The organism is Delftia sp. SD018 (genome assembly GCF_017355445.1).
In the GTDB taxonomy this organism is placed as follows: Bacteria; Pseudomonadota; Gammaproteobacteria; order Burkholderiales; family Burkholderiaceae_C; genus Comamonas; species Comamonas acidovorans.
This window is the reverse complement of sequence record NZ_JADDRN010000023.1, coordinates 60,874-79,866: the sequence shown is the minus strand read 5'-3', so window position 1 is coordinate 79,866 and position 18,993 is coordinate 60,874. Positions and strand designations below refer to the sequence as shown.

The following is an 18,993-nucleotide window of genomic DNA, read 5'->3' as shown; positions in this document are numbered from 1 at the left end:
CCACTGACACATTCCCACCCCATAAAGACGCAGGAGACCATCCGATGATCATCGACGTACACGGCCACTACACCACCGCGCCCGCGGCCCTGGGCGCCTGGCGCGACCTGCAGATCGCAGGCCTCAAGGACCCGTCCAAGGCCCCCAGGGCCAGCGACCTGAAGATCAGCGACGACGAGATCCGCGAGACCATCGAGACCAACCAGCTCAAGCTGATGAAGCAGCGCGGCTCCGATCTCACCATCTTCAGCCCGCGCGCCAGCTTCATGGCCCACCACATCGGCGACTTCCAGACATCGAGCACCTGGGCCGCCATCTGCAACGAGCTGTGCTACCGCGTCAGCGAGCTGTTCCCCGAGCATTTCATCCCGGCCGCCATGCTGCCGCAGTCGCCGGGCGTGGACCCCGCCACCTGCATCCCCGAACTGGTCAAGTGCGTGGAGCAGTACGGCAACGTGGGCATCAACCTGAACCCCGATCCTTCAGGTGGCCACTGGACCTCGCCCCCGCTGTCGGACCGCTCCTGGTATCCCATCTACGAAAAGATGGTGGAGTACGACATCCCCGCGATGGTCCACGTCTCCACCAGCTGCAACGCGTGCTTCCACACCACGGGCGCCCACTACCTGAATGCCGACACCACGGCCTTCATGCAGTGCCTGACCAGCGACCTGTTCAAGGACTTCCCCACGCTCAAGTTCCTGATCCCCCATGGCGGCGGCGCCGTGCCCTACCACTGGGGCCGTTTCCGCGGCCTGGCGCAGGAGCTCAAGAAGCCGCTGCTGGACGAGCACCTGCTCAACAACATCTTCTTCGACACCTGCGTCTACCACCAGCCCGGCATCGACCTGCTGACCAAGGTGATCCCCGTCAAGAACATCCTGTTCGCCAGCGAGATGATCGGCGCCGTGCGCGGCATCGACCCGACCACGGGCCACTACTACGACGACACCAAGCGCTACATCGAGGCCACGGCCAATCTCACCGAAGAGGAGCGCTACCAGGTCTACGAGGGCAACGCGCGCCGCGTGTTCCCGCGCATGGACGCCGCCCTCAAGCAAAAGGGCCTGTAAGCAGGCCGCCACCACAGATCCAAGGAGAACACCATGTACGAACTCGGTGTGGTTTACCGCAACATCCAGCGCGCCGACCGCGCAGCCGCCGATGGCCTGGCCGCCCTGGGCTCGGCCACCGTCCACGAGGCCATGGGCCGCGTGGGCCTGCTCAAGCCCTATATGCGTCCCATCTATGCGGGCCAGCAGGTCTCGGGCACGGCCGTCACCGTGCTGCTGCAGCCCGGCGACAACTGGATGATGCATGTGGCCGCAGAGCAGATCCAGCCCGGCGACATCGTGGTCGCGGCCGTGACCTCGGAATGCACGGACGGCTACTTCGGCGACCTGCTGGCCACCAGCTTTCAGGCGCGCGGCGCACGGGCGCTGATCATCGATGCCGGCGTGCGCGACGTGAAGACGCTGCAGGAAATGAACTTCCCCGTGTGGAGCCGCGCCATCTCCTCCAAGGGCACGATCAAGGCCACGCTGGGCTCGGTCAACATCCCGGTGGTCTGCGCAGGCATGTGGGTCACGCCCGGCGACGTGATCGTGGCCGATGATGACGGCGTGGTCTGCGTGCCCGCCGCCAAGGCCGCCGCCACGCTGCAAGCCGCGCAAAAGCGCGAAAGCTTCGAGGGCGAGAAGCGCGCCAAGCTGGCTTCCGGCGTGCTGGGCCTGGACATGTACAAGATGCGCGAGCCCCTGGAAAAGGCCGGCTTGCGCTATATCGATTGAGGAGGAGAAGCGCATGAGCAATTTCGAGAAGACCCCCGGCTGGCTGGACTGGTACGCCGGCCCCTCCAAGCCGAAGTTCCAGGTGCCCGCAGGCGCCGTGGATGCCCACTGCCACGTCTTCGGCCCCGGCGATGAATTCCCCTTCGCGCCCGAGCGCAAGTACACGCCCTGCGACGCCAGCAAGCAGCAGCTGTTCGCGCTGCGCGACCACCTGGGCTTTGCGCGCAACGTCATCGTGCAGGCCACCTGCCACGGCGCCGACAACCGCGCCATGGTCGATGCCTGCAAGGCCGCCAACGGCAAGGCGCGCGGCGTGGCCACGGTGCGCCGCAGCGTGACCGATGAGGAACTGCAGGAGCTGCACGCCGCCGGCGTGCGCGGCGTGCGCTTCAACTTCGTCAAGCGCCTGGTGGACTTCACGCCCAAGGACGAGCTGCTGGAGATCGCGGGCCGCATCGCCAAGCTCGGCTGGCACGTGGTCATCTACTTCGAGGCCGTGGACCTGCCCGAGCTGTGGGACTTCTTCACCAGCCTGCCCACCACCGTGGTTGTGGACCACATGGGCCGCCCCGATGTGAACAAGCCCGTGGACGGCCCCGAGTTCGAGCTGTTCCTCAGGTTCATGCGCGAGCACCAGAACGTCTGGAGCAAGGTCAGCTGCCCAGAGCGCCTGTCCGTCACCGGCCCCAAGGCGCTGGACGGCGAGCAAAATGCCTACCGTGACGTGGTGCCCTTCGCCCGCCGCGTGGTCGAGGAGTTCCCCGACCGCGTGCTGTGGGGAACCGACTGGCCCCACCCCAACCTCAAGGACCACATGCCCGATGACGGCCTGCTGGTCGACTTCATCCCGCACATCGCCCCCACGGCCGAACTGCAGCGCAAGCTGCTGGTGGACAACCCCATGCGCCTTTACTGGCCCGAAGAGGCCTGAAGGCAACCATGTCCGGCCTGGGTGCCGGACATATTCAAGGAGATATCCATGGCATTGGACAAACCCTATCTGGACGTGCCCGGCACCATCATTTTTGATGCCGAGCAGTCCCGCAAAGGCTACTGGCTCAACCAGTTCTGCATGTCGCTGATGAAGGCCGAGAACCGCGAGCGCTTCAAGGCCGACGAACGTGCCTACCTGGACGAATGGGCCATGAGCGAGGAACAGAAGCAGGCCGTGCTGGCCCGCGACCTCAACTGGTGCATGCGCACGGGCGGCAACATCTACTTCCTGGCCAAGATCGGCGCCACGGACGGCAAGAGCTTCCAGCAGATGGCAGGCTCCATGACCGGCATGTCCGAAGAGGAATACCGCAACATGATGGTGGGCGGAGGCCGTTCGGCCGAAGGCAACCGCCGCGTGGGCGAGGAGGGCGATGCCCAGGCCCACCGCCAGCCGCAGGGCCTGGCCGGCGCAGCGAACAAGAACAAGGAAGGCAACTGACATGGCGCGCATCACCGCATCCGTCTACACCTCGCATGTGCCCGCCATCGGCGCGGCCATGGACCTGGGCAAGGCAGACGAGCCCTATTGGCAGCCTTTGTTCAAGGGCTTCGAGCACTCGCGCCAATGGCTCAAGGACAACAAGCCCGACGTGATTTTCCTGGTCTACAACGACCACGCGACCGCGTTCAGCCTGGACTTCATCCCGACGTTTGCCATCGGCACGGCCGCTGAATACCAGCCCGCCGACGAAGGCTGGGGCCCGCGCCCCGTGCCCAAGGTTGTCGGTCATCCCGAGCTTTCCAGCCACATCGCGCAGTCGGTGATCCAGCAGGACTTCGACCTGACCATCGTCAACAAGATGGACGTGGACCACGGCCTGACCGTGCCGCTGTCGCTGATGTGCGGCCAGCAGGACGCTCGAACGGGCGCCTGGCCCTGCCCGGTGATTCCGTTTGCCGTCAACGTGGTGCAGTACCCCGTGCCGTCGGGCCAGCGCTGCTTCAACCTGGGCCGTGCCATCCGCCGCGCCGTGGAAAGCTTCGACGAAGACCTGAACGTGCAGATCTGGGGCACGGGCGGCATGAGCCACCAGCTGCAGGGCGCGCGTGCGGGCCTGATCAACAAGGAGTGGGACAACCGCTTCCTGGACCTGCTGATCGAGAATCCGGCCGGCCTGGCGAAGATGCCGCATATCGACTACGTGCGCGAGGCTGGCTCCGAAGGCATCGAGCTGGTGATGTGGCTGATCGCGCGCGGTGCCATGGCCGATGTGGATGGCCCCGCGCCGCTGCCCAAGGTCAACCACCGCTTCTACCATGTGCCCGCGTCCAATACGGCCGTGGGACATCTCATCCTGGAGAACGGCTGAGGCCCCCACGTTCATCACTGCGTGTATTCACTGCCCCCCGAGGGGGCCTTCGCCTCCTTGAGGCGGCTCTACGGAGACTCATATGAGCAACAAGACCATCAAAGTCGCCCTGGCGGGCGCCGGTGCCTTCGGCATCAAGCACCTGGACGGCATCAAGAACATCGACGGCGTTGAAGTCGTCTCCCTGGTGGGCCGCGAGCTGGCCAAGACCCAGGAAGTGGCCGACAAGTACGGCATCCAACATGTGACCACCGAGCTGGCCGACAGCCTGGCCCTGCCCGAGGTGGACGCCGTGATCCTGTGCACGCCCACGCAGATGCATGCCGCCCAGGCCATCGAATGCCTGAAGGCCGGCAAGCATGTGCAGGTGGAGATCCCGCTGGCCGACAGCCTCAAGGACGCCCAGGCCGTGGCCGATCTGCAAAAGCAGACCGGCCTGGTGGCCATGTGCGGCCATACGCGCCGCTTCAACCCCAGCCACCAGTGGGTGCACAAGAAGATCGCGGCCGGCGAGTTCAACATCCAGCAGATGGATGTGCAGACCTATTTCTTCCGCCGCACCAACATGAACGCGCTGGGCCAGGCCCGCAGCTGGACCGATCACCTGCTGTGGCACCACGCCGCCCACACCGTGGACCTGTTCGCCTACCAGGCCGGCAGCCCCATCGTGAAGGCCAACGCCGTGCAAGGCCCCATCCATCCGGAGCTGGGCATTGCCATGGACATGAGCATCCAGCTCAAGGCCGCCAATGGCGCCATCTGCACGCTGAGCCTGTCCTTCAACAACGACGGCCCGCTGGGCACCTTCTTCCGCTACATCGGCGACACCGGCACCTACATCGCGCGCTATGACGATCTGGTCAACGGCAAGGAGGAGAAGATCGACGTTTCCAAGGTCGATGTGTCCATGAACGGCATCGAGCTGCAGGACCGCGAGTTCTTCGCCGCCATCCGCGAAGGCCGCGACCCCAATTCCAGCGTGGCCCAGGTGCTGCCCTGCTATCAGGTCCTGCACGACCTCGAGCAGCAACTGCAGGCCTGACCCGCCCGGCGAGCCGTCGCAGCGCACCATGTTTCCATCCGGAGTACCGCAATGACCGATTCCTCCTCCAGTAGCCGGGAAGACGTGCCCGAGGCGTCCAATCGCCTCGGGATCGACGGCATAGAGTTCATCGAGTACACGACCAGCCAGCCCCAGGCCCTGGGCCAGGTGCTGGAGGGGCTGGGTTTTCGCCCCGTGGCGCGGCACCGCTCGCGCGAGGTGACGCTGTACCGGCAGGGGGACATGAACCTGGTGGTCAATGCGGGCGCTGCCGATGCGCTGGCCAATGCCGCCTCGGACGGGCAGCCCGTCATCTCGGCCGTGGCGCTGCGCGTGCAGGATGCCCTGCAGGCGCATACGCGCTGCATCGAACTGGGAGCCTGGGCGGCGCCCAGCCAGGCCCAGGCGATGGAGCTGCACATCCCGGCCATCCACGGCCCGGGTGGCAGCCGCTTCTACTTTGTCGATCGATGGCAGGAGTTCTCCATCTATGACATCGATTTCAAGCCCATCGCCGGGGCCGATCCCCATCCACTGGCGCTGGCCGGCCTGGGCTATTTCGGCGTGGTCCAGTACATAGGGCGTGGCCGCAGCGCCGACTGGATCACCTACTTCGAGCGCATGTTCGACTTCCACCTGCTGCCCGACGCGCAGCGCTTCGGCATCCTGCCCAAGGGCAAGCTCATGCGCAGCCCCTGCAAGCGCTTCCTGTGGCAGCTCATCGAGCCCGACCCGGGCCTGGAGTGGGACGACATGCCCGAGCGCCTGCAGCGCATCGGCCTGGGCACCACCGACGTGCCTGGCGCCGTGCAGGCGCTGCGCCAGCGCGGCGTGGAGTTCGTGGAATCGAGCCGCCTGCACCCCGATGACCGCGGCGCGCTCACGCGCAACGCCATGGGCACCGTGGTGTTCGAGCTGGTGCACCGCGACGCCTAGCGCAAAGCCTGGCGCGCCGCCGTCCGATTCAACCGCCGATACACACAACGATCCTGGAGGGCAACATGGGCTTGCTGGACAGCTATGGCATGGACACCATCACTCTGAATGGCTCGCTGGAGGCCAAGCTCGACGCCATCCGGCGCGCGGGCTTCACCCAGGTCATGCTCAGTGCGCGCGACCTGGCCGGCCACCCCGGCGGCGTCAAGGCGGCAGCGGCGGCCGTGCGCGCCAGCGGCCTGCGGCCCACGGGCTTTCAGGTGCTGCGCGACTTCGAGGGCCTGTCCGACCACCTGCACCACTACAAGGTGGACATCGCCAAATCCATGCTGGAGATGTGCGCCGAGATCGGCAGCCCCGTGCTGCTGGCCTGCTCGTCCACCTCGCGCCATGCCACGGGCGATCTCGACGTGATTGCGCGCGACCTGCGCAAGCTGGCCATGCTGGGCATTCCGCTGGGCGTGAAGATCGCCTACGAGGGCCTGTCCTGGGGCCGCTCCGTCAATGAGTTCACCACCAGCTGGGACGTGGTCTGCCGTGCCGACACGTCCAACCTGGGCATCGGGCTGGACTCCTTCCACATCCTGGCCGCCAAGACGCCGCTGGATGCGCTGGAGCTGATCGACCGCGACAAGATCTTCCTGGTGCAGCTGTCCGACTTCATGTGGCACGACGCTCCCACCTTCGAAGAGCGCATGACCACGGCGCGCACCTTCCGCGTGTTCCCGGGCGAGGGCGTGCACAGCGAGCGCCTGGCCGATCTGGTGCTGCGCCTGGACCGCCTGGGCTACCGGGGTGACTACAGCTTCGAGGTCTTCAACGACGACTACCAGCAACTGCCGCTGGACACCGTGGCCGAGCGTGCGCGCCGCAGCGCCCTGTGGCTCAACGACGACGTGCTGCACCGGCCCGTGCCGCTGCCGGCCTGGGCGCGCACGGGCGTGAGGGGCACGTCGGTTTGACGGCAAAATGGGCCTTCGACATTGCAAGGGAGCGCTGGCCGCTCCCTTGCTTCTTTTCCCTGTGAGAAAACCATGACCAACCTGTCCACACGCCACCTGGGTCCCTTCTCCGTCAGCGCCGTCGGCCTGGGCTGCATGAACCTCAGCCACGCCTATGGCCATCCGCCGTCGCCCGAGCAGGGCAAGGCCGTGCTGCATGCGGCGCTGGACGCCGGTGTCACCCTGTTCGACACGGCGGCGCTGTATGGCTTCGGCGCCAACGAATCCCTGGTCGGCCCCGTGCTCAAGTCCCACCGCAACCACATCACCCTGGCCAGCAAATGCGGCATGGCCGGCGTGCGCGGCGACGACGGCGTGGTGCGCCGCGTGATCGACGGCCACCCCAAGACCCTGCGCCGCAATTGCGAAGACAGCCTGCAGCGCCTGGGCACCGATGTCATCGATCTCTACTACCTGCACCGCTGGGACCGCCGCGTGCCCATCGAGGAATCGGTGGGCGAGATGTCGCGCCTGGTGGAAGAGGGCAAGGTGCGCGCCCTGGGCCTGTCCGAGATCGGCGCCGACGCGCTGCGCCGCGCCCATGCCACCTTCCCCATCGCCGCGCTGCAAAGCGAGTATTCGCTGTGGTCGCGCAATGCCGAACTGGGCACGCTGCAGGCCTGCAAGGAACTGGGCATTGCCTACGTGGCCTTCAGCCCGCTGGGCCGCGCCTTCCTCACGGGCAAGCTCCAGGAGGTCGAGGGCCTGGTCAAGGGCGATATCCGCGCCGCCATGCCGCGCTTCGCGCCCGAGGCCTATGCGAAGAACCTGCAGCTGCTCGCGCCCATGCAGTCGATTGCCGAGCGCGCCGAATGCACGCTGGCCGAGCTGGCCATCGCCTGGGTGCTGCACCAGGGCGAGCATGTGATTGCCCTGCCGGGCACCACCAGCGTGGACCATCTGCACGAAGACCTGCGCGGCGGCGCCGTGCGCCTGGACGCGGCCCTGCTGGCCGAACTGGACGACCTCTTCAAGCCCGAGCGCATCCAGGGCGACCGCTATGCCGTGGCCTCGCAGCGCGAGGTGGATACGGAAAAGTACGCGTTCGAGACGGTCTGAACACGCCGCAGGCCGCTCATGGCATGGATGCGGCCAGGTCGAATGGCGCCGTGGGCGTGCCCTGGTGGAAGCGCATCTGCCAGCCCCGGGCCGTGCGCAGCCAGACCGAGGAGCGCAGCGTATGCCGGCCGGCCGTTCCATCCTCGGCCACGCTGGCCGAGCGGTAGGTCAGCAGCGCGCTGTCCGGTCCCAGGCGCGCCAGCGCAAAGCCGCCTGACACCAGCCGGGCAGGGGCCTGTGCTGGCAAGGCGGCCACCAGGCTGTCCACGGTGGCGGCCCGGTCGTGCACGCCGCCCGATCGGCCGAATTCCAGGAAGTCTTCATGCAGCAGCGCCTGCAGCTGGCCTGCGTCCGATCGCACCTGCGGATCGTGCAGCTGCGTTTCCAGTGCTTGTAGATGTTGGAGCAGATGGATCTCGTCTTGGCTCATGGCTTGAGTAGTAGGCGGATTAGTGCTGATAGCAACTGTCCGCTGCCATGGTTGATCTGCATTGTGCATGCAGTAGCACGGTCTAAGGAATTTCCGAGGCCTATTCCAATTCCATTTGCGTATTCCATCAGCGTCGGAAAGCCTCCCTGGTTGTTGCGTCATCCTCCGCACGATGCATTAGTTATGGAATTTTTGCAAAGAATAGGACCTGTCTTATATACATTTTGTTAAATAGCGTACTACCGCCTTTTCATGGGGCATTCGTGCTATTAAATGAATGGCAAAAGAAATTATAGTTTCAATAGAAACATATTTTTTATATATATTTGGATGTTAATGATAACTATTCTTATGTAGCATGGGCTTGCCAAATTTCTGGCGATCTTTTAGGAGTTTATGCTGTGATTAAAGAAATTTCTGCGGCAGGTCTAATGCTTCTGGCGGCTCAGGCGCATGCTATTTATAAAAATCAACCGGCAGACCGGCTTATTAACAAGGATTACCCCGTAGAGCAGCTATCAAAGACAGTGCATTCGGATGTAAAGCAGGTTGCGTCTGTCAGCTGTCAAACATGGATGGCATTTCTGCCGGCGTACTTACAAGGAAATGACACTTATGTTGAAATTCATCGCTTGGAAGGATTAGGTCGAGGCTTTCAGTGCAACTAACTTTTGATGTTTGAGGGAGGGGTGAGAGAAATCTCACCCTTGGGCGCATGAAATTTCTTGAAAATATATTTGAATCAAACGCGAATGAAAAAATCTCTGGAAGATTGATTTCCATAAATGGAAATTATGTGGGGCTGATAATACCCTCGTTGGTGTGGGGTGAAAATCAAAATGGGGATTATTCTTTTGTTGGCCCAGCTGGTTTGGTAAATAACGTGAAACCAGAATCCAGTGATTTAATGAAGTCCCTGGTTTCAGTCGGTGCCATAATTTTCGGAGAACACAATGAAGTGCTTTGTGCCGATAGAATTTTGAACGAATCAAGGAGGAGTAGAACGGCGTCTTATGTTATGGCAAATAGCGCAAACTGCGGTGAATTTCTGCAGAAGATGTCGAACATCAAGAATGGTTCGGTATTGGTCGTTGGTTGCGGTGGAATAGGGTCTTTGGTTGCCATGAATCTGGCTGGAGCCGGTATTGGTCATTTGTATTTGGTTGATGACGACCTTGTAGAGAATAGCAACTTAAATAGACAATTATTCTGGACGCTTGAGGATGTTGGAAAAAATAAAGTTGAGGTTCTAGAGAGGGAGATAGGGAAGAGATTTCCTGACGTTGAATGTACGGTGCAATTATCATCTTTATCAAATGGAGCTATTGAAGAGATGGCTGCAGGGTTCTCAGATATTGCGATAACTGCCGATGAGCCACTGGGTATTGGTCGCAACCTGAAAAATGGCTGCGCAGAGAAGGTGGTATCCAGTGGGTATTTTCATGGTTACTCAAGACTGGAGGTGGGGTCCAAAGATCTCTCGCAAGATTTTATTCAATGGCATCGTGGTCCAGAATTCATTGGTCCTAGTTTTGGTCCTTCCAATACCGAAATTGCTGGAATTATGTCGTCTTTCATTATTCAAAGAGTTTGCGGGATTATTAAGAGCCGCAATGATGGTTTTTCCATGCAATGGGATGCTAAGATTTTTCCAAGGAGGTATTGCTAAATGTGCATATTCTGCAAGATCGTGGATGGCATTGCACCAGCCCACAAGATATGGGAAGACGATAAGTACATGGCGATACTCTCCATTTTCCCCAATACCGATGGATTTACCGTGGTATTCCCAAAGATCCATATGCCAAGCTATGCATTTGCACTTGAAGATGCCGAGTTGATAGGATTGACGCTTGCGGCGAGGAAGGTGGCACTGCTCTTGGATCGGGCATTTGACGATGTCGGGCGTAATGGAATGATATTTGAAGGGTACGGAGTCGACCATGTCCATGCCAAGCTATTCCCGATGCATGGAACCAGCAAGACGCAACCCTGGCAGAAAATATCATCAAACGTCAAAAAGTTCTTTGATAAATATGAGGGCTATATATCCTCCCACGACCACCAAAGAGCCGATGAAGGGCATTTGAAAAGAATGGCCGAGAAGATTGGCGCAATGGAAAAGACAGATCGCCATGGTGAGAGGGACCAAGTTTGAAGAATGCGGCACTCTTGCGGAATTGTCGGGCCGGCTGCCCCCTGCATTCGATCAAATCAAATCCCGCATCGCCTGCGCCGTCTCGCGCAGCATGGGCAGCACGCGGGCCACGGCGTCCTTGCCGGTTTCGCGACCCATGGGCATGGTGATGTTGAGGGCGCCGGCCAGCGCGCCGTGGCGGTCACGCAGCGGCACGGCAATGCCGCGCGAGTCCAGGTTCAGCTGCTGCTCGCACAGCGCCCAGTCCTGGGTGCGGATCAGGGCCAGCTCGCGGCGCATTTCGGCGGGGCAGGTGATGGTGTGCGAGGTGAAGACCGTCAGCGCGCGGTTGTCCAGCCAGTGCTCCAGCTCGGCGTCGCTGCGCATGGACAGCATCAGCATGCCGGCCGCCGTGACCTGGGCCGGCACGCGCGCGCCCAGCACGTAGCCGGTGTTCATGTTGCGGTTGGGGCCGTTGCGTGCGATGTAGACCACCTCGTCGTCGTCCAGCACCGCCAGGTAGGCGGTTTCATGGGTGCCGGCCGCCACGCGCTGCAGGAACGGCTGGACGATGCGCGGCAGCCGCGCCGACTCCAGGTACGACTGCCCCAGCCGCAGCACGCGCGGCGTGAGCCAGAACAGCTTGCCGTCCCCCGCCACGTAGCCCATGTGCTGCAGCGTCAGCAGATAGCGCCGCGCGGCGGTGCGCGTCATGCCCGTGCGCTGGCCGGCCTCGGCCGCCGTCATGCGCGGGTGGGCGTCGTCAAAGGCTTCGATGATCGATACGCCGCGTTCCAGTCCGGCAATCCAGTCGCGCTGGGCGAGGGTGGAAGGTGTTGTCATGACGGTTTTGATTTTTCCGTATTAACCCTGGGTGCGTGCGATTATCGAACAGCGCGGTGCGATCAGCGCACATGCCCCTGGAAATTGGCTTGGGCAGATTCATAGGCGGGAACTACATTTTTTACATCCCGCTGGCCTGGCCGCAAGCATCCATCACTTGCCGCAGCGGGGATCTTTTGCCTGGAGGAGACAACACATGAGCGCAACACCGGTACATACGCAGTCAACGCAGCACCAACCCAGGAAGGCCGCAACCAGCGGCTGGATAGGCTCGGCCCTGGAGTACTACGATTTCTTCATCTACGCCACGGCTGCGGCGCTGATCTTTCCGCAGATCTTCTTTCCGCAGGGTGATCCGGCGATTGCCATCATCGCCTCGCTGGCCACCTATGGCGTGGGCTATGTGGCGCGGCCCATCGGCGCCTTCGTGCTGGGCCACCTGGGCGATACGCACGGGCGCAAGCAGGTGCTGGTGTGGTGCATGTTCCTGATGGGCTTTTCCACCATCGCCGTGGGGCTGCTGCCCACCTATGACCAGGTCGGCCTGTGGGCACCGGCGCTGCTGGTGCTGATGCGGCTGATCCAGGGCTTTGCGGTGGCCGGCGAGATCTCGGGCGCCAGCTCGATGATCCTGGAGCATGCCCCGTTCGGGCGGCGCGGCTTTTTCGCCAGCTTCACGCTGCAGGGCGTGCAGGCCGGCCAGATCCTGGCAGCGGCCGTGTTCCTGCCGCTGGCGCACTACATGCCCACCGAGCAGTTCAACAGCTGGGGCTGGCGCATTCCCTTCATCCTGAGCTTCGTGGTCATCATCGCGGGCTGGATCATCCGCCGCGAGGTCAACGAGACCCCGGCCTTCACCGCCGCAGGCCGCAGCGAGGCGCGTCCGCGTTCGCCCGTGGTCGAGGCCTTCCGCCACCATTCGCCCGACATGCTGCGCGTGGTCTGCATGGCGCTGATGAACGTGATCCCCGTGGTGGCCACCATCTTCGGTGCCGCCTATGCGGTGCAGCCCGCCTACGGCATCGGCTTCGCCAAGGACATGTACCTGTGGATTCCCGTGGTGGGCAACATCGTCGCGGTGCTGGTGATTCCCATGGTGGGCAACCTGTCCGACCGCATCGGCCGGCGCCCGCCCATCATCTTCGGCGCGCTGCTGTCCGGGCTGCTGGCCATCGGCTACCTCTACGCCATCAGCACGCGCAACATGCCGCTGGCCTTCGCCATGTCCATCCTGATGTGGGGCGTGGTCTACCAGGGCTACAACGCGGTGTTCCCCAGCTTCTACCCCGAGCTGTTCCCGACCCGCACACGCGTCTCGGCCATGGCCATCTCGCAGAACGTGGGCACGGCCATCACCGCCATGCTGCCCGCGCTGTTCACGGCCGTGGCGCCTCCGGGATCCCAGAACATCTGGCTGACGGTGGGGCTGATCGCTTTCGGCATCACCGTGGTGGCAGCCCTGGCCGCCTGGAGCGCCCGCGAGACGTACCGCGTGCGCATGGAGGATCTGGGCGAGGCCGGTGCTCAGCCTGTGGACGCCGCCGAGTACGAGCGCCTGCGCACCCAGGCACTGTCCCAGTCCGGCCGCTGAATTTCACACGCCACATTCCGCCAACCCAAGCATCCGAAAGCCCAGGGAATGATTTCCGGAAAAACCACCCTCATCGCGCACATCGGCGATCCCACCGAGACCTTCAAGTCGCCCATGATCTACAACCCGTGGTTCGACGGCCGGGGCATAGACGCCTGCGTCGTGCCCATGGGCGTGAAGGCGGCGCATTTCGCGCCGGACTTCGCGGCCATCATGCGTTTCACCAACCTGCGCGGCGCGCTGATCACCATGCCGCACAAGGTGTCCGTGGTGGACCTGGTGCACGAGGTCACGCCCGCCGTGCACATTGCAGGCGCCTGCAATGCCGTGCTGCGGCGCGAGGACGGCTCGCTGCTGGGCGACCAGTTCGACGGCGCGGGCTTTGTGCGCGGCGTGCTGCGCAAGGGGCGGCAGCTGCAGGGCGCGCGGGTGCTGATTTCCGGGGCGGGTGGCGTAGGGTCGGCGATTGCCGCCTCGCTGGCGGCAGCCGGCGTGGGCGAGCTGATGCTGTTCGACACGCGTGATGAGAGCGCGCAGGCCCTGGCAGGACGGCTCGCTGCCTACTACCCGAGGATGAAGGTGGGCACGGGCTCCAGGGACCCGCAGGGCTTTGACGTGGTCGTCAACGCCACGCCGCTGGGCATGAAGGCCGATGACCCGCTGCCTTTCGATGTGCAGCGCATCGCGCCCACCACCTTTGTGGGCGAGGTGGTGATGAAGTCCGAGTTCACGCCCCTGCTGCGCGCCGTGCGCGACAAGGGCTGCGACTTCCAGGTGGGCACGGACATGCTGTTCGAGATGATTCCCGCCTACCTCGAATTCTTCGGCTTCGGCAGCGCCACGCCCGACGAGCTGCGCGCCACCGCCCACATCTCCTACTGATCCAGCCGACAGACAACCGGCCCTGAATGCGTCCAGGGCAGGGCGCAGCCACGCCCGAAAAAGCATTTTCCACAGAGAAGGAGACAAGACCATGCAACAGCAAATGCACCAGACACCGCGAGTGCCGCAGCGCGGGGCCCTTCGCATCCTGGCCCTCGCCACCGTGCTGGGCGCCTGGGGCGCGGGTGCCCACGCCCAGTCCTCGGTCACCATCTACGGCAGCGTGGACCAGTACGTCAACCACATGCGCAGCAGCTCGGGCGCATCCATGACCACGCTGGAGGATGGCGCCCTGCTGCGCAGCCGCCTGGGCTTTCGCGGGCAGGAAGACCTGGGTGGTGGCCTGTACGCGAAGTTCCAGCTGGAGATGGGCATCAACGCCGACAACGGCACGCAGGCCGACAGCACGCGCGGCTTCGACCGCCAAAGCTGGGTGGGCCTGGGCGGCGGCTGGGGCGAGGTGCGGCTGGGCCGGCAGAACACCGTGATCTTCGGGCGCGGCGACTACATCGACTTCACCTCGCGCACGTTGGGATCGATGGTCAACAACTTCGGCGTGCCCTCGCGCTTCGACAACGACATCTCCTACACCTCGCCGCGCGTGGCCGGCTTCCTGTTCGAGGCCCACTACGCCATGGCCGAGACCGGTGCTCCAGCGCGCCAGGCCATCTACCAGCTGGGCCTGGACTACCTGAACGGCCCCTACCGCGTGGGCTATGCAGGCCTGTATGCGCGTGCGCCGCAGAACGCGGCCTATACCGACGCGGTCCGCTACGACAACCTCTACGCCAACTACGACTACGGCAAGGGCAAGGTCCAGCTGGCCTTTGTGCGGTCCAACAACAGCACGGCAGGCTCGGCGGGCAACAACACGGGCACGGTGCTGGGCAATGTGGGCGGGCTGGTTGCGGGCACGAATGCCGATGTGCGCCGCTTCTACCGCGTCTGGCAGCTGTCGGCCGACTACCGCGTGACGCCGCAGCTGCGCGTGGGCGCACTGTGGGGCCGCATACAGGATGGATCGGACAGCGGGCGCGGCGCATCGGGCGGCGCGGTCGCGGCCTACTACGACCTGTCCAAGCGCACCATGCTCTACGCGGTGGCCGAGCAGTTAAAGAACGACCGCAATGCGGGCTTCCGGCTGGCGGCCTCGGGCGGCATGAAGCCCAACTTCACATCGGCCGACGACGTCAACGGCCGCACCATCAAGGGCGTGCAGCTGGGCGTGCTGCACCGCTTCTGAGGGGCATGCCATGGCACAGCTGCACCCGCTTCGCATTGCCGTGGCCGGCGCCGGCGCGATCGGCCAGGCGCATATCGCCGCCATCGGGGCCCAGGCGGATTGCCGCCTGTCCGCCATCGTGGACCCGGCGCCCGCAGCCCGGGAGCTTGCCCAAAGGGCCGGAGTGCCGCTGTGGCCCGACCTGGGCGAGCTGATCGCCCATGACCGGCCCGACGCCGTGGTGCTGGCCACGCCCAACCGCCTGCATGCCCCGCAGGCGGCGCAGTGCATGCATGCGCGCCTGCCCATCCTGCTGGAAAAGCCCGTCGCCTCCACCGTGGCCGAGGCGCAGCGCCTGGCCGCGCTGGCCGAGCGCAGCGGCGCCCGCGTGCTGGTGGGCCACCACCGCGCCCACAGCCCGATCATGGCGCGGGCCGCAGCCCTCATCGCCCAGGGGCGGCTGGGCCGCCTGGTGGCCGTGACCGGCGCGGCCCTGTTCTACAAGCCGGACGCCTATTTCGAGGAAGGCCCCTGGCGCCGCGAGGCCGGGGGCGGCCCCATCCTGCTCAACATGATCCACGAGGTCCACAACCTGCGCATGCTGTGCGGCGACATCGTGGCCGTGCAGGCCTTCGCCTCGCATGCCACGCGCGGTTTTGCCGTGGAAGACACGGTGGCCATCAACCTGCGCTTTGCCAGCGGCGCGCTGGGCAGCTTTGTGCTTTCGGACACGGCCGCCAGCGCGCGCAGCTGGGAGCAGACCTCGCAGGAAAACAAGGCCTATGCCAGCTATGAGGACGAAGACTGCTACCTGGTGGCGGGCACCTTCGGCTCGCTGGCCATACCGAGCATGCGGCTGAAGACCTATGCATCGGCCGGGCAGCGCTCCTGGAATGAGCCCTTCGACCTGGATGTGGCCGCCGTGGAGCGCGAAGACCCGCTGGTGCGCCAGATGGCGCATTTCGCGCAGGTGGCGCGCGGCCTGGCGCAGCCCCTGGTCAGCGTGCACGACGGCCTGCGCAACCTGCAGATCACCGAGGCCATTGCAGAGGCTGCCCGCATGGGCGCCGCCATCGACACCACGGCGTGACCCGGACACCACCGGCGCGCCATCCTCCATCCATGACATCAAGCCACGGAGCCTCCATGAAAAAGATCCTGATGCTGCACGGCATCAACCACAACATGTTTGGCCAGCGCGACCCTGCCCAATACGGCACGGTCACGCTGGCCGAGATCGACGCCTCGCTGCGCAGCCTGGGCAGCCAGCTGGGCTGCGAGGTGGACAGCTTCCAGACCAATTGCGAAGGCGCCATGTGCGATCGCATCCACCAGGGCTTTCGGGACGGCGTCGATGGCGTGCTCATCAACGCCGGCGCCTGGACGCACTACAGCTACGGCATCCGCGACGCGCTGGCCATGCTCACCGTGCCCGTGGTGGAGATCCACATGAGCAACATCCATGCGCGCGAGCCCTTCCGCCACCACTCGGTCTTTGCCGACATCGCCCGGGGCCAGATCTGCGGCTTCGGCGCGGACAGCTATCTGCTGGGCCTGCGGGCCGTGCTGTCCGCCGTCGCATAGGATGCATGGCGCGCAACTGGCCATGTATCGTCCTTCGAACTCCCTCGCTCGACGCGCTGCATGCCGTGACCAGGCTTCATTGAGATGAACTTCGCCGATCCCGGCCCGCGCCGCTCCGTTTCCTTTCTTCTGCTGCTGCCGCTGCTGCTGGCCGCGCAGCCGGTCGCCACCGATGGCTATCTGCCGGCGTTGCCCGAGATCGCGCGCGACCTGGGCTCGGCCAGCAGCAGCCTGACCGTGTTCATGCTGGCCTTCGGTGTCGCCCAGCTGGTGTGCGGACCGCTGGCCGACCGCTTCGGGCGCCGGCCCGTTCTGCTGACGGGTCTGGCCTGCTACACGGCAGCGGCGGCAGGCTGTGCGCTGGCGGGCAGCGCGGACGCACTGGTGGCCTGGCGCGCCGTGCAGGGCGCGGCCATGGCGGCCATCCTGGTGTGCGCACGGGCTGCGGTGCGCGACCTGTATCCGGCCCATGAAGGGCCGCGCATCATGGCCCGCGGCCTGATGGGCCTGGGGCTGGTGGCCCTGGTGGCGCCGATTGCCGGTGCATGGGCAGTCCAGGCCACCGGCTGGCGCTGGGTGCTGGTGGCGATGGGCGTCTACTCGCTGGCTTTGCTGGCACTGTGCTGGCGCACTTTCAGCGAGACGCGGCAAGTGCCAGCGGAGTCTGCCCCGGTCATCGCATCCGTACCCGTATCCGTATCCGCTGGCGGTGTGCGCCAGGTGATCGCCGACCCCGGCTTTTGCGCCTGGACGGCACTGGCCGCAGCCACCTACGGCGGCATCTTCTGCTTTTTGTTGCTGTCGCCGATGGTGTACGTCGACCTGTTCGGCCTGTCGCCCGTGCTCTACGGCTGGATTCCAGCGGGCGGCTCGCTGGTCTACATCCTCGGCATCACATGGTGCCGGCGCCTGCTGTCGCGCCACGGGCCGGTGCGCACGGTGCAGCTGGGCGCTTCGCTCAGTCTGCTGGGGCCGTGCATCCAGATCGCCGGCTGCGTGCTGGCGCCGACCTCGCCCTTTCCACTGCTGCTGGGGCACGCGGTGTATGCGCTGGGCCATGGCCTGCACCAGCCTTGCGGCCAGGCGGGCGCGGTGGGTGGCCTGCCGCCGCAGCTGGCTGGGCGGGCCGTGTCGTGTTCGGGCTTCGCGATCATGTGCGTGGCCTTCTGCGCCGGCCAGCTGGCGGCGCAATTTGTCGATCCGACGATGCGCCACGGTGCCTGGCCGATGGTGTTGCCCATGGCGCTGGCAGGCGTTGTGCTGGTCCTCATCGCCTTTGTCTGGCTGCCGTGGCTGTACCGGGTGCAGTCAGCGCAAAGGGTTCAGCCCCGGTCATGACGCTGTTCATGCATCCGCGCGGTATTCCCCCCGATGCTTCATGAACCGGTGGTAGGACATGCGCAGGTGCAGCTGCATCACCTGGCGTGCCAGCTCTCCATCCCTGGCACGTATGGCGATCACCAGGTCGCAGTGGTGGTGCAGGCTTTGCACCAGTTCTTCGGGCGTGTAGATGTAGAACGACCGCTTGATGATAGGCATGTCGATCATCGTCGCCAGCATGGTCTTGAGGCGCGGCGAGCCCGATGCCTCGATCAGCGCGTGGTGAAAATCCCGGTTGGCTGACTGCACCTCGCCAATGCCGTCGTGGCCAGCGGCAATGCCGGCCTCCATGCGCTGGTTGCTGGCCTCCAGCTCATCGGCCAGCCCCTCGCCGCCGCGTGTGGCCGCGAGGAACGAGGCGTACGGCTCCAGCAGCATGCGCAGCTGGAAGGTCTCCTCCACATCCCAATCGCTCCACTCCGACACGCGGATACCCTGGCCCGCGCCATCGGTGGCCAGGCCATCTTCCACCAGGCGGTGCAGCGCATTGCGCACCGGCGTGCGGCTCAGTCCCAGGTCGCGGGCAATGGGCTCCTCCTTGAGCTGTTCGCCGGGTCGGTAGTGGCCGCCGATGAGCCGCTGCCGCAGAACCTCGTACGCCTTGTCTTTCACGTTTTGCACTGTGTTTGCACCAGGTGGGTGGGGATGGTGCGCCGATTCTAGGTGACGACGGAGGGGCTCGCTGTGCTGCGCTCCATTCAGAAAAGTACAAAACAAGTACAAAAATCTGCAGTTCTACGGGAAATCTCTATGAGTGGATAGCAGGTGCGCTCCATAGACTGCGCTCAAT

At 64.3% G+C, this 18,993-nt stretch carries 21 protein-coding genes; 18 read left to right on the top strand and 3 right to left on the bottom strand.

What is annotated here, in order from left to right; all coding sequences use genetic code 11:
• Positions 1 to 44 precede the first annotated feature (44 nt).
• From INR38_RS21225 to INR38_RS21185, 9 genes are all read left to right on the top strand, one after another.
• Positions 45 to 1,073, top strand: a complete 1,029-nt coding sequence (locus INR38_RS21225) for an amidohydrolase family protein (RefSeq protein ID WP_012206251.1) — start codon at positions 45 to 47, stop codon at positions 1,071 to 1,073.
• Positions 1,074 to 1,106: 33 nt separating this feature from the next.
• Positions 1,107 to 1,790, top strand: coding sequence for a 4-carboxy-4-hydroxy-2-oxoadipate aldolase/oxaloacetate decarboxylase (gene ligK / locus INR38_RS21220; RefSeq protein WP_071956256.1), 684 nt, complete (start codon positions 1,107 to 1,109; stop codon positions 1,788 to 1,790).
• Between the two features lie 13 nt (positions 1,791 to 1,803).
• Complete coding sequence (locus INR38_RS21215; protein WP_013801815.1) at positions 1,804 to 2,721, top strand: amidohydrolase family protein; 918 nt, start codon at positions 1,804 to 1,806, stop codon at positions 2,719 to 2,721.
• Between the two features lie 48 nt (positions 2,722 to 2,769).
• Positions 2,770 to 3,225: a protocatechuate 4,5-dioxygenase subunit alpha gene (gene ligA, locus INR38_RS21210; RefSeq protein WP_034395671.1), complete on the top strand. Its 456-nt coding sequence runs from the start codon at positions 2,770 to 2,772 to the stop codon at positions 3,223 to 3,225.
• Between the two features lies 1 nt (position 3,226).
• Positions 3,227 to 4,096 (top strand): class III extradiol dioxygenase subunit beta, encoded by an 870-nt coding sequence (locus INR38_RS21205; protein ID WP_207442931.1) that lies wholly within the window; start codon positions 3,227 to 3,229, stop codon positions 4,094 to 4,096.
• A gap of 82 nt (positions 4,097 to 4,178) precedes the next feature.
• A complete protein-coding gene (locus tag INR38_RS21200) occupies positions 4,179 to 5,138 on the top strand; it encodes a Gfo/Idh/MocA family oxidoreductase (protein WP_207442932.1) in 960 nt (319 codons plus the stop codon).
• Between the two features lie 51 nt (positions 5,139 to 5,189).
• Positions 5,190 to 6,074 (top strand): 4-hydroxyphenylpyruvate dioxygenase, encoded by an 885-nt coding sequence (locus INR38_RS21195; protein ID WP_207442933.1) that lies wholly within the window; start codon positions 5,190 to 5,192, stop codon positions 6,072 to 6,074.
• A gap of 65 nt (positions 6,075 to 6,139) precedes the next feature.
• Positions 6,140 to 7,036 carry a sugar phosphate isomerase/epimerase gene (locus INR38_RS21190; RefSeq protein ID WP_088164342.1) on the top strand — a complete coding sequence of 299 codons (897 nt, stop codon included), beginning with the start codon at positions 6,140 to 6,142 and terminating at the stop codon, positions 7,034 to 7,036.
• 72 nt (positions 7,037 to 7,108) lie between these two features.
• A complete protein-coding gene (locus INR38_RS21185) occupies positions 7,109 to 8,134 on the top strand; it encodes an aldo/keto reductase (protein ID WP_207442934.1) in 1,026 nt (341 codons plus the stop codon).
• 16 nt (positions 8,135 to 8,150) lie between these two features.
• Here INR38_RS21185 and INR38_RS21180 read toward each other — a convergent pair whose 3' ends face one another.
• Positions 8,151 to 8,564: a nuclear transport factor 2 family protein gene (locus INR38_RS21180; RefSeq protein ID WP_207442935.1), complete on the bottom strand. Its 414-nt coding sequence runs from the start codon at positions 8,562 to 8,564 to the stop codon at positions 8,151 to 8,153.
• Positions 8,565 to 8,965: 401 nt separating this feature from the next.
• Between INR38_RS21180 and INR38_RS21175 the strand changes: the two genes are divergently transcribed.
• From INR38_RS21175 to INR38_RS21165, 3 genes are read left to right on the top strand one after another with little or no spacing between them, the layout of a single operon-like run.
• Positions 8,966 to 9,232, top strand: coding sequence for a hypothetical protein (locus tag INR38_RS21175; protein WP_199959473.1), 267 nt, complete (start codon positions 8,966 to 8,968; stop codon positions 9,230 to 9,232).
• 47 nt (positions 9,233 to 9,279) lie between these two features.
• Positions 9,280 to 10,233 carry a ThiF family adenylyltransferase gene (locus INR38_RS21170; protein WP_207442936.1) on the top strand — a complete coding sequence of 318 codons (954 nt, stop codon included), beginning with the start codon at positions 9,280 to 9,282 and terminating at the stop codon, positions 10,231 to 10,233.
• Positions 10,234 to 10,722 carry an HIT family protein gene (locus INR38_RS21165; RefSeq protein WP_278251407.1) on the top strand — a complete coding sequence of 163 codons (489 nt, stop codon included), beginning with the start codon at positions 10,234 to 10,236 and terminating at the stop codon, positions 10,720 to 10,722.
• Positions 10,723 to 10,773: 51 nt separating this feature from the next.
• Here INR38_RS21165 and INR38_RS21160 read toward each other — a convergent pair whose 3' ends face one another.
• Positions 10,774 to 11,544 (bottom strand): IclR family transcriptional regulator C-terminal domain-containing protein, encoded by a 771-nt coding sequence (locus tag INR38_RS21160; RefSeq protein ID WP_012206241.1) that lies wholly within the window; start codon positions 11,542 to 11,544, stop codon positions 10,774 to 10,776.
• 196 nt (positions 11,545 to 11,740) lie between these two features.
• Here INR38_RS21160 and INR38_RS21155 point away from each other — a divergent pair, with 196 nt between their 5' ends.
• From INR38_RS21155 to INR38_RS21130, 6 genes are all read left to right on the top strand, one after another.
• Positions 11,741 to 13,135, top strand: a complete 1,395-nt coding sequence (locus INR38_RS21155) for an MFS transporter (RefSeq protein WP_207442938.1) — start codon at positions 11,741 to 11,743, stop codon at positions 13,133 to 13,135.
• A gap of 48 nt (positions 13,136 to 13,183) precedes the next feature.
• Complete coding sequence (locus INR38_RS21150; protein WP_099751514.1) at positions 13,184 to 14,017, top strand: ThiF family adenylyltransferase; 834 nt, start codon at positions 13,184 to 13,186, stop codon at positions 14,015 to 14,017.
• A gap of 91 nt (positions 14,018 to 14,108) precedes the next feature.
• Complete coding sequence (locus INR38_RS21145; RefSeq protein WP_207442939.1) at positions 14,109 to 15,260, top strand: porin; 1,152 nt, start codon at positions 14,109 to 14,111, stop codon at positions 15,258 to 15,260.
• A 10-nt stretch (positions 15,261 to 15,270) separates the two neighbouring features.
• A complete protein-coding gene (locus INR38_RS21140; protein ID WP_207442940.1) occupies positions 15,271 to 16,329 on the top strand; it encodes a Gfo/Idh/MocA family oxidoreductase in 1,059 nt (352 codons plus the stop codon).
• A gap of 56 nt (positions 16,330 to 16,385) precedes the next feature.
• Complete coding sequence (gene aroQ / locus INR38_RS21135; protein ID WP_016451445.1) at positions 16,386 to 16,823, top strand: type II 3-dehydroquinate dehydratase; 438 nt, start codon at positions 16,386 to 16,388, stop codon at positions 16,821 to 16,823.
• Between the two features lie 84 nt (positions 16,824 to 16,907).
• A complete protein-coding gene (locus INR38_RS21130) occupies positions 16,908 to 18,161 on the top strand; it encodes an MFS transporter (RefSeq protein WP_207442941.1) in 1,254 nt (417 codons plus the stop codon).
• 6 nt (positions 18,162 to 18,167) lie between these two features.
• Here the strand turns inward: INR38_RS21130 and INR38_RS21125 are convergent, their stop codons facing one another.
• Entirely contained in the window at positions 18,168 to 18,824 is a 657-nt protein-coding gene (locus INR38_RS21125) for a GntR family transcriptional regulator (protein WP_012206234.1), read from the bottom strand.
• Positions 18,825 to 18,993: the final 169 nt, after the last annotated feature.